This window comes from Pseudomonas sp. CM25 (genome assembly GCF_013179705.1).
Lineage (GTDB): Bacteria > Pseudomonadota > Gammaproteobacteria > Pseudomonadales > Pseudomonadaceae > Aquipseudomonas.
Genome location: NZ_JABMCW010000206.1, coordinates 1 through 10,289 on the forward strand (window position 1 = coordinate 1; position 10,289 = coordinate 10,289).

A 10,289-nucleotide genomic window follows, 5' to 3' on the forward strand; every position below is an offset into this window, starting at 1 on the left:
GGTCGTACATTGACCAGCCGCATCGACTTGCCGGCGGGCCCTGCCCAGACCGTGATGGTGCCGCTGACAGCCAGCTCGCCGTTGAGCCAGGGCATGCGTGCCGGCCCGCCGATGCCATGGAACCATGGCGGCCAGCGCCTGCTGCTGACCAGCAGCGTCGGTGCGCTCGACCTCAAGCAGGTGGCTTCGGTCAGCCTCAGTATCCCCAACCCCAAGGCAGCGCAAAACCTGCTGATCGAACGGGTTGGCATTCAGGATGACGACCAGGCCTACCAGGCGGCTTACCATGAGCTGATCGATGCCTACGGCCAGTCCACCCGCGCCCAATGGCCGGAAAAGATCGCAAATGACGAACAGCTGAAGGCGACCGGTGCGCGTGAGCAGCAACAACTCAAAGGCTGGCTGGCAGAGCGTGGCAAGCAGCAGCTGGACGCTTACGGCGGGCTGCTGGCCGGGCCGGCATTCGAGTCCAAGGGCTTCTTCCGCACCGAAAAGCGTGATGGCCGCTGGTACCTGGTAACGCCGGACGGCCACCCGTTCTATTCCCTGGGGGTCAACGCAGTAGCTGCCGATGGCGGTCGCACCTATATCGCCGGGCGTGAGGGCATGTTCAAAGGGTTGCCTGCCGAGGGCGACGAACTGGCCGCGTTCTATGGCGAAGGCAACAACGACGATGGCAATGCCTCTTCGCAAGGGCGCAATTTCAAAAAGGGGCGCTGGTTCGATTTCTATGCCGCCAATGTCCAGCGCACCTATGGCAAACCCTGCCCGCCCGCAGCAGAAGGGCAGCCGGCCAACTGCCCGCCGCTGGTGCTGGATGCTGCCCGCTGGCAGGGGCACGCACTCGACCGCCTGCAGGCCTGGGGTTTCAATACGGTCGGCAACTGGAGTGAACCCGGCCTTGCCCAGGCCAGGCGCATGCCGTACACCCTGCCGTTGGCGATCGTGGGTGATTACGCCAGCATCAGTACCGGCATGGACTGGTGGGGCCGCATGCCCGACCCGTTCGACCCGCGCTTTGCCATGGCCACCGAACGCGCCGTGGCCATTGCTGCCCGCGATCACCGGGACGACCCCTGGCTGGTGGGCTACTTCGCCGACAACGAGTTGGCCTGGGCCGCCCCCGGCAGTGACCCCAAGGCCCGATATGGTCTGGCCTACGGCACCTTGCGCTTGACTACCGATGTGCCGGCCAAGCGCGCGTTCCTCAAGCAGTTGCGCGACAAATACCGCAACCAGGAAGGCCTGTCCAAGGCCTGGGGCATCGAGCTGGCTGCCTGGGAGCTGATGGAAGACCCAGGCTTCGAGGCGCCGCTGCCCAGCGCAGAGCACCCGGAAATCGAACGTGACTATCAGCACTTCCAGCAAGTGTTCGCCGAAACCTACTTCCGCACCATTGCCGATTCGCTGCGCTGGCACGCCCCCAATCACCTGCTGCTCGGTGGCCGCTACGCCGTCAGCACGCCGGAGGCGGTCAACGCCTGCGCCGAGTTCTGTGATGTGCTCAGCTTCAACTTCTATACCCTCAAGCCGCAGGACGGCTACGACTTCGCCCGCCTGGCCGAGCTGGACAAACCGGTGCTGGTATCGGAGTTCCAGTTTGGTTCGCGTGATCGCGGGCCGTTCTGGCCGGGGCCGCTGGAAGTGGCGCGGGAAGAAGACCGTGGCCCGGCCTATGGCAATTTCCTCAAAGCGGCCATGGCGCAGCCGATGATCGTCGGCGCGCACTGGTTCCAGTACCTCGACCAGCCGGCCAGTGGCCGCTTGCTCGATGGTGAGAACGGGCACCTCGGGCTGGTGGCGATCACCGATGTGCCGTACCCGGGGTTCGTCGATGCCGTGCGCAAGAGCAACCTGCAGGCTTTGGCCGAGCTCCGCGCCCAACTGGAAAAGCCAGCCCCGTAGCACGGGCTGCTGCGGTCTGTGCATGAGCGGCCTGGTGTTGCGATGAATACCGTTCATCGCGACCACCCAGCCCAAGCCAGTTTGCAAAACGCCAAACTACTGAAACAATGCACACCCTTTTGGATATGGTCGTACGGAGAACAGCGGGTGCAGATCCAGGGTCACTATGAGCTGAAGTTCGAAGCCGTGCGCGAAGCGTTCGCCGCGCTGTTCGATGATCCCCAGGAGCGTGGCGCCGCGCTGTGCATTCAGGTGGGGGGCGAGACGGTCGTCGACCTGTGGGCTGGCAGTGCCGACAAGGATGGCCAGCAGGCCTGGCACAGCGATACCATCGCCAACCTGTTCTCCTGTACCAAGACCTTCACCGCCGTTACCGCCTTGCAGTTGGTGGGCGAGGGCAAGCTGGGTCTCGATGCCCCGGTTGCCAATTACTGGCCCGAGTTCGCCCAGGGTGGTAAACAGTCGATTACCCTGCGCCACCTGCTCAGTCACCGTGCCGGCTTGCCGGCCATCCGTGAACTGTTGCCGGCCGAAGCGCTGTATGACTGGCAGACCATGGTCGATGCCCTGGCTGCGGAAACTCCATGGTGGACGCCCGGTAGCGAACATGGCTATGCCGCCATCACCTATGGCTGGTTGATCGGCGAGCTGATTCGCCGTGCCGACGGCCGCGGCCCCGGCGACTCGATCGTGGCCCGCACCGCGCGCCCGTTGGGGCTGGACTTCCATGTAGGCCTGGCGGATGAGGAGTTCCACCGCGTGGCGCATATCGCCCGCGGCAAAGGCAACCCTGGCGATGCTGCAGCACAGCGCCTGTTGCAGGTGACCATGCGTGAACCCGAGGCACTTTCGACCCGTGCGTTCACCAACCCGCCGGCGATCCTCACCAGTACCAACAAGCCGGAATGGCGACGCATGCAGCAGCCGGCGGCCAACGGCCATGGCAATGCACGTAGCCTGGCGGGCTTTTATGCCGGTCTGCTGGACGGCAGCCTGCTCGAATCCGAACTGCTCGACGAATTGACCCGCGAGCACAGCCTCGGCCAGGACCGCACCTTGCTCACCCAGACCCGTTTCGGCCTGGGCTGCATGCTCGACCAGCCGGATGTGGCCAATGCCACCTTCGGCCTCGGCGCCCGCGCCTTCGGCCACCCCGGCGCCGGTGGGTCGGTCGGGTTCGCCGACCCGGAGCACGATGTGGCCTTCGGTTTCGTGGTCAATACCCTCGGCCCTTATGTGCTCATGGACCCACGAGCCCAGAAACTGGTACGTGTCCTTGCCAGTTGCCTTTGATCGGGTAACGCGGGTATTGCCCCACCCCTTTGACTATCCTCATTGCCAACGCCTGAAGTGTGTGGGCAAATTTTCTTTCTATTTCATGGTGTATCGCTGATGTCTTCACATAAAACCTTAGCACTCGCCCTGTGCCTGACCGCCGTCACCGGCTGTGCCAGCCACTCCCCGGACGGCTCCAAGACCAGTGGCTCGAGCTGGTGGCCCTTTGGTTCGGACAAGGTTGCCGAGCAGGAAGTGAAGCAAGCCGTCAGCGAAAACGTCGCCAAGGCCGACGCCAAGTCCGAGAGTGCCAGCCGCTGGTGGTGGCCGTTTGGGGGTGACGACAAGCAGGCCAAGGGGCCAGTCGTGCCGAAGATCGACCAGAAGGCCACCCAGGCCTGGCTGGACGAGTACGAGCCCAAGCTGCGTGAAGCGATCAAGGACAGCAAGCTGGAGCTGGAGCGCCGCGACAACGTGCTGGCCGTCACCATCCCGGTGGACAGCGCGTACAACCCTGACCGCCCGAACATGCTGCTGCCCATGACCCTCGGCCCCATCACCCGCGTGGCCAAAACGGTTGAAGGCGACCCCAAGACCGCCGTGCTGGTGCTGGGCCATGCCGACACCAGTGGTGCTGCCGCTGCCAACCAGAAGCTCAGCCTGGAGCGCGCCGCTTCGGTGTCGGCCATCTTCCGCCTCAGTGGCCTGCAACGTGACCGCCTGACGCTCAAGGGCATGGGTTCGGTCATGCCGCGCGCCGCCAACGACAGCGCCGAGGGCCGTGCCCTGAACCGCCGCGTGGAAATGCTGCTGACGCCGCAGAACACCATGGTCGCATTGCTGGCCAAATATCAGCAGGCTACCCCGGCACCGACCCCGGCCTCGATGGTGGCGGTGCAGGATGCCAAGGCACCTGCAGCCAAGGTCGCTGACAGCAAGCCTGCAGCCAAACCTGCGGCGAAAAAACCGGCAGCCAAGGCCAAGGCCCCGGTAAAAGCCACCGCCAAGAAGAAAGCCGCGCCGGCCAAACCGCTCGCCAAGAAAGCTACCGCGGACAAGAAAGTAGCTTCCAACAGCCCTGCGAAGACCAATTGATCGTCAAGGAACGCAGCAATGACCCAATCCCTGGCCGATATGCGCCGAGACTACACCCGTGATGGCCTGGCTGAAGCCCAGGCGCCGGGCGAGCCATTCGCCTTGTTCCACCAGTGGTTTGCCGATGCGGTGAAAACCGAGCAGGCGCCGGTGGAAGCCAACGCCATGACCATTGCCACGGTCGATGGCGACGGTCGCCCGCACTGCCGCGTGTTGCTGCTGAAGGGGCTCGATGAGCGGGGTTTCACCTTCTTTACCAACTACGACAGTGCCAAGGGCCAGCAGCTACAGGCCAATCCTTTCGCTGCCATGACCTTCTTCTGGCCGGCGCTGGAGCGCCAGGTACGTATTGAAGGGCGGGTGGAAAAGGTCACGGCCAAGGAGTCGGACGACTACTACCAGGTGCGCCCGCTCGGCAGCCGCCTGGGGGCCTGGGCTTCGCCGCAAAGCCGGGTGATTGCCGGTCGTGAGGAGCTTGAGGGCCTGGTCAAGGCCACCGAGGCGCGCTTCTCTGACACCCAGCCGCATTGCCCTGAACACTGGGGTGGCTACCGTTTGCTGCCGGAGCGCATCGAGTTCTGGCAGGGGCGTTCAAGCCGCCTGCATGACCGGTTGAACTATCGGCTGGTCGACGGGCAATGGCTGCGGGAGCGGCTGGCACCCTGATATCCTGGGGGCTGCCTTGCAGCCCCCGCAAACCCACCAGGCTAGCGCGAATAACCCTTCGCCTCCCGCTGCAACCATCCCGCCAACTGCTTGCGCCCCACCTTCTGCGTCCGCGCCTGCTGCAATCGTTGCAGCATATAGGCGCGTTTGCCCGGGTCTGCCCCCGCCAGCGACAATGCCAGGTCGCGGTCCATCCAGCGGCGAATGCGCAGGTACAACCAGCCGTGGAAATACAGCCCTGCAGCGGTTGTGACCACGATGATGAAGTAATCCATGGCTATCCTTGGTCTCACTTGAATGGCGCTTGGCACAGCCGCAGCGGCTGTACCCCGGCTGAATGAAAACAATTTTATTACGTTTGTACCGTGACAGCGGTCAACGTGCAGCGTCTAATAAGCACCTGACTTATGGAGATTTTACCCATGCGTACATCCGCTTTGCTGGTGGCAACCTTCACCACCATGTCGCTGCTGCTGGGGGGCTGTGCCTCGAGCCTGACCGGCGATAGCTACTCCCGTGACGAGGCCCGCCGCGTGCAAACCGTGCGTATGGGCACCATCGAATCCCTGCGCCCGGTCAAGATCGAGGGCACCAAGACCCCGATCGGCGGTGGTGCGGGTGCCATCGTCGGTGGTGTTGCCGGCAGCGCCGTGGGCGGTGGCCGTGGCAGCATCGTTGCCGCTGTGATCGGCGCCGTGGCCGGTGGCCTGGCAGGTTCCGCCGCCGAAGAAGGGCTGACTCGCACCCAGGGTGTCGAGATCACCGTGCGTGAAGACGACGGCAGCATGCGTGCCTACGTGCAGGCTGTGCAAGAGAACGAGATTTTCCGCGTTGGCGACCGCGTGCGCATCATGACCGTCGACGGTACCAGTCGCGTCTCGCACTGACCGTACCGCAACTACAGAAAACCCCGACATGGCTGCTCGCCAGTCGGGGTTTTTTCATGCTGCGGGTGTATCAGTGGATGGCGGGTTTGCGGCTGGCCATGGCAGTGATGGTATAGCCAAGCACTGCGGCGAGGAACGAACCGGTGAGAATGCCCATGCGGTCCATGCCTGCGAACTCGCTACTGCCGGGCTCGAAGGCGAGTGAGCCCACGAACAGGCTCATGGTAAAACCAATCCCGCACAGGATTGCGACGCCAAACATTTGCCCCCAGCGGGCACCTGCCGGCAAAGCGGCGATGCCGAGTTTGACCGCTAGCCAGGTCAGGCCGAAAACACCTACGGTCTTGCCCAGCAGCAGGCCAATCGCGATACCCATCGGCACTGGGTGGGTGAAGCTGTCGATGGTCATGCCAGCCAGTGAAACCCCGGCATTGGCAAACGCGAACAGCGGCAGAATCGCGTAGGCCACCCAAGGGTGCAGCGCATGCTCGAGGGCCAGCAGGGGCGAAGCTTCTGCATTGCGGGTACGCAGCGGGATGCAAAAGGCCAGGGTGACTCCGGCCAGTGTGGCATGCACGCCACTCTTGAGCACGCACACCCACAGGATCAGGCCAACGACCATGTACGGCCCTAATTTGAACACCCCAAGCCGGTTCATCGCGACCAGCGTGAGCAGGCAGCCGGCCGCGAGCATCAGCGACAAGCTTGACAGGGTGCCTGAGTAGAACAGGGCGATGACAATAATCGCACCCAGGTCGTCGATGATCGCCAGGGTCATCAGGAACAGCTTCAGTGACGCCGGAACGCGCCTGCCCAACAAGGCCAGAACGCCCAGGGCAAAGGCAATGTCGGTAGCAGTGGGGATCGCCCAGCCCGTCACGGCAGCCGGGTTGTCGCGGTTGATGAACCAGTAGAGCAATGCGGGTACTACCATGCCGCCGACGGCGGCGGTAGCAGGCAGAATTACCTGGGACGGCTTTGACAGCTGGCCGTCGACCACCTCGCGCTTGACCTCCAGGCCGATAAGCAGGAAGAACAGGGCCATCAGACCGTCGTTGATCCACAGCAGCAACGGCTTGGCGATGTTCAGCGCGCCAACCTGGACGGCGACGGGGATGTCCAGCAGGCCGCTGTACAGGTAGGAAAGCGGCGAGTTGTTCATGACCAGGGCCAGAATGGCGGCGACGATCAGCAGCACGCCGCTGGCGGCTTCTAGCTGGAAGAAACGGGTAAACAGGCTACGCACGGGCTATGGGCTCTCCATGAGCAGTTTACGAATGGAATGGGCGTACACCCTGGTCTGTGGCGATATGCTTTGAAATAAAAACTATATTCGTTTTTGTTATATGGGGTTACTGCCAAGCCTGGTGCAAGCCTAGATGCATATTGAGGGGAAGGGTGGAGGGGAAGTCAGACTGGTGTGGCGGAATTCTCTGAGGTTTGTACGGCCCCTTCGCGGGTGAACCCGCTCCCACAAGTACCCCACATGATTCAGCCATGTGGAAAATCCTGTGGGAGCGGGTTCACCCGCGAAGGGGCCCGTACAGGCATTCGAAATTACAGGGCGAGCATATCCCGCGCCACCGCCTCTGCAATGCGAATCCCGTCGACACCTGCCGACAGGATACCGCCCGCATACCCGGCCCCTTCTCCTGCCGGGAACAGCCCCCTGAGGTTCAGGCTCTGGAAATCCTCCCCACGGGTAATCCGCAGCGGCGAGGAAGTACGCGTCTCGATCCCGGTCAACACTGCGTCATGCAGGTTGTAGCCCTTGATCTGCCGGTCGAAGGCTGGCAGCGCCTCACGGATAGCCTCGATGGCGAAGTCCGGCAGGCTTGGCGCCAGGTCACCCAGGGTCACACCCGGTTTGTAGGACGGCTCGACACTGCCCAGCGCTGTCGAAGCGCGGCCGGCGACGAAGTCACCCACCAGCTGCGCTGGCGCCTGGTAGTTGCTGCCACCCATCACGTAGGCGTGTGCCTCCAGGCGCTCCTGCAGTTCGATGCCGGCCAGTGGGCCGCCCGGGTAGTCGCGTTCGGGGTCGATGCCGACAACGATACCCGAGTTGGCATTGCGTTCGTTACGCGAGTACTGGCTCATGCCGTTGGTGACCACCCGGCCCGGCTCGCTGGTGGCAGCGACCACGGTGCCGCCCGGGCACATGCAGAAGCTATACACCGACCGGCCGTTCTTGGCGTGGTAGACCAGCTTGTAATCGGCGGCACCCAGTTTCGGGTGACCGGCATATTTACCCAGGCGCGCCTTGTCGATCAGCGTTTGCGGGTGCTCGATACGGAAGCCCACCGAGAACGGCTTGGCCTCCATGAACACGCCCTTGGCGTGCAACATGCGGAAGGTGTCGCGGGCACTGTGGCCGAGGGCCAGTACCACATGGCGCGAATGCAGCTGCTCGCCGCTCTCCAGGACCACGCCGGTCACCTGGCCGTCGTCGATCAGCAGGTCGCTGACCTTCTCCTGAAAGCGCACCTCGGCGCCCATGGCGATCATGTCCTGGCGCATCTGCTCGACCATGCCGGTGAGGCGGAAGGTACCGATGTGCGGCTTGTTGATGTACAGGATCTCGTCCGGGGCACCGGCCTTGACGAACTCTTCGAGCACTTTGCGGCCGTGGTGTTGCGGGTCCTTGATCTGGCTATACAGCTTGCCGTCGGAGAAGGTCCCGGCGCCACCTTCACCGAACTGCACATTGGACTCGGGATTGAGCACGCTTTTGCGCCACAGGCCCCAGGTGTCCTTGGTGCGCTGGCGCACTTCCTTGCCGCGTTCGAGGATGATCGGCTTGAAGCCCATTTGCGCCAGCAGCAAGCCGGCGAAGATACCGCAGGGGCCGAAGCCGACCACGATCGGACGTTGTTCAAGGTTGGCCGGGGCCTGGCCGACGTACTTGTAGGTGACGTCGGGTGCCACGCCGATATTGCGATCATCGGCGAACTTGAGCAGCAGCTCGGCTTCGTTGCTGGCTTCCAGGTCGATGGTGTAGATGAACAGCAGTTCGCTGTTCTTCTTGCGCGCATCGTAGCTGCGCTTGAACAGGTTGAAGCTGATCAGTTGCTCGTCGCGGATGCCCAGGCGCTGGATGATGGCATCACGCAGGGCTTCGTCGGGATGGTCCAGGGGCAGCTTCAGTTCGGTGATTCGTAGCATGGCAGGGTCCAGTATCCCGGCCATGGGCGGCCGGCGGCTTTACACAAACCGCCAAGTATAAGCTGTTAGCCGCCCCGACTGGCAGGATAAAAAGCGCCCGGCGATCAGTTGTCGCGCGCGCCGCCGTAGTAGCCGCAGCCCTGCAAGGTCTTGCCGTCGATGCGCAGTTCGGCGCGCAGGTGGTAGATGGCGCCTGTGGCGCTGCCCACGCAGCGCTGCGGTGCGACCCACAGTTCGACGTGCTGGCCGTTGGCTTCGCTGCTCAGGGTAAGGCCGCCGCCGGGTACTTCTTCTTCCAGGAAGGGCAGGGGCAGGGGGGGCTGGCCGACGCGGTTGAGCACCATGCCCTTGCCGCTGGCCTTGATGTCCCAGTCCGGCTCATGACCGTTGGCGCGCAGCGTCAGCTGCTTGAAATTGGGGTCTTCGCAGGCACGCGTGGACGGTTCCAGACGGTACAGGCGGCGCACCTCGAACTGGCCGTCGTTATTGGCCTGCTTGGTCCCGGCGAGGCGGCCACGGACGTCGGCGAACAGCTTGTCGTTTGCGTCTTCGGCGAGATTGGCGGCTTCTTGCAGGATGCCGGTGGCGCCGACGTCGTTGATCACGAAGGTACGGTTTTCGCTGCAGGGCTTGAACAGCAGCTGGCCGCCGGCGGCGCGCAGCTCGCCCTGCATGCGCGTGGTGCCGATGTTCGGGTCGCTGGGGGCGTCAGCCATGAGCTGGCAGCCGGCGAACAGGGGCAGCATGGCGGTGAGCAGCAGGGTGGGGGTGAGGCGCATGATAGGGCAGGCTCCGGGATCTTTGCCGTGAAAGCGGGCCACGTTACGCAGGCTGGCGGTGGATCTCAAGTTAATGGTTGCTTGTGCGGGCCTCTTCGCGGGTAAACCCGCTCCCACAGGTACGGCGCCAGATTCAAGCATGGTGCTACCTCTGTGGGAGCGGGTTTACCCGCGAAAGGGCCGGCAATGGCAATTCATTCCTTGCAGGCATTAAAAAGGGCCCGAAGGCCCTTTCCCAATCAACCACCCAGATACGCGTCGCGTACCTTGGGGTCGGTCAGCAGTGCCTCACCCGTCCCCTGCATCACCACCCGGCCGTTCTCCAGCACATAGGCGCGGTCTGCGATCTTCAGCGCCTGGTTGGCGTTCTGCTCGACCAGGAACACCGTTACGCCATCACGGCGCAGTTGTTCGATGATGTCGAAGATCTGCTGGATGATGATTGGCGCCAGGCCCAGCGAAGGCTCGTCGAGCAGCAGCAGCTTGGGCTTGCTCATCAGCGCCCGGCCGATGGCCA

General features: G+C 63.5%; 9 protein-coding genes and 1 pseudogene. 5 read left to right on the forward strand and 5 right to left on the reverse strand.

Annotated elements, in window-relative coordinates; translation table 11 throughout:
- The 4 genes from HP546_RS19610 to pdxH all read left to right on the forward strand — a co-directional run.
- Positions 1-1,905, forward strand: a 1,905-nt coding sequence (locus HP546_RS19610; protein ID WP_172228538.1) for a beta-galactosidase, incomplete at its 5' end; no start/stop codon positions are given.
- 147 nt (positions 1,906-2,052) lie between these two features.
- Positions 2,053-3,198 carry a serine hydrolase domain-containing protein gene (locus HP546_RS19615; RefSeq protein ID WP_172228540.1) on the forward strand — a complete coding sequence of 382 codons (1,146 nt, stop codon included), beginning with the start codon at positions 2,053-2,055 and terminating at the stop codon, positions 3,196-3,198.
- A gap of 99 nt (positions 3,199-3,297) precedes the next feature.
- Positions 3,298-4,275 (forward strand): OmpA family protein, encoded by a 978-nt coding sequence (locus HP546_RS19620; protein WP_172228542.1) that lies wholly within the window; start codon positions 3,298-3,300, stop codon positions 4,273-4,275.
- A gap of 18 nt (positions 4,276-4,293) precedes the next feature.
- Positions 4,294-4,941 (forward strand): pyridoxamine 5'-phosphate oxidase, encoded by a 648-nt coding sequence (gene pdxH, locus HP546_RS19625; protein WP_172228544.1) that lies wholly within the window; start codon positions 4,294-4,296, stop codon positions 4,939-4,941.
- Between the two features lie 41 nt (positions 4,942-4,982).
- On the opposite strand, the gene HP546_RS19630 is transcribed toward pdxH, so the two are convergent.
- On the reverse strand, positions 4,983-5,216 hold the full coding sequence (locus HP546_RS19630) for a hypothetical protein (RefSeq protein ID WP_172228546.1): 234 nt from the start codon (positions 5,214-5,216) through the stop codon (positions 4,983-4,985).
- 147 nt (positions 5,217-5,363) lie between these two features.
- Between HP546_RS19630 and HP546_RS19635 the strand changes: the two genes are divergently transcribed.
- A complete protein-coding gene (locus tag HP546_RS19635) occupies positions 5,364-5,828 on the forward strand; it encodes a glycine zipper 2TM domain-containing protein (protein WP_172228548.1) in 465 nt (154 codons plus the stop codon).
- Positions 5,829-5,898: 70 nt separating this feature from the next.
- Here the strand turns inward: HP546_RS19635 and nhaA are convergent, their stop codons facing one another.
- The 4 genes and pseudogenes from nhaA to HP546_RS19655 form a co-directional block, all read right to left on the reverse strand.
- Entirely contained in the window at positions 5,899-7,074 is a 1,176-nt protein-coding gene (gene nhaA, locus HP546_RS19640; protein WP_172228550.1) for a Na+/H+ antiporter NhaA, read from the reverse strand.
- 311 nt (positions 7,075-7,385) lie between these two features.
- Positions 7,386-8,993, reverse strand: coding sequence for an NAD(P)/FAD-dependent oxidoreductase (locus HP546_RS19645; protein WP_172228552.1), 1,608 nt, complete (start codon positions 8,991-8,993; stop codon positions 7,386-7,388).
- Positions 8,994-9,097: 104 nt separating this feature from the next.
- The gene (locus HP546_RS19650) at positions 9,098-9,772 is read right to left on the reverse strand and encodes a COG3650 family protein (RefSeq protein ID WP_172228554.1); all 675 of its coding nucleotides are present in this window, start codon (positions 9,770-9,772) and stop codon (positions 9,098-9,100) included.
- Positions 9,773-10,011: 239 nt separating this feature from the next.
- Positions 10,012-10,289: pseudogene (locus tag HP546_RS19655) on the reverse strand (ABC transporter ATP-binding protein); the annotation flags it as partial.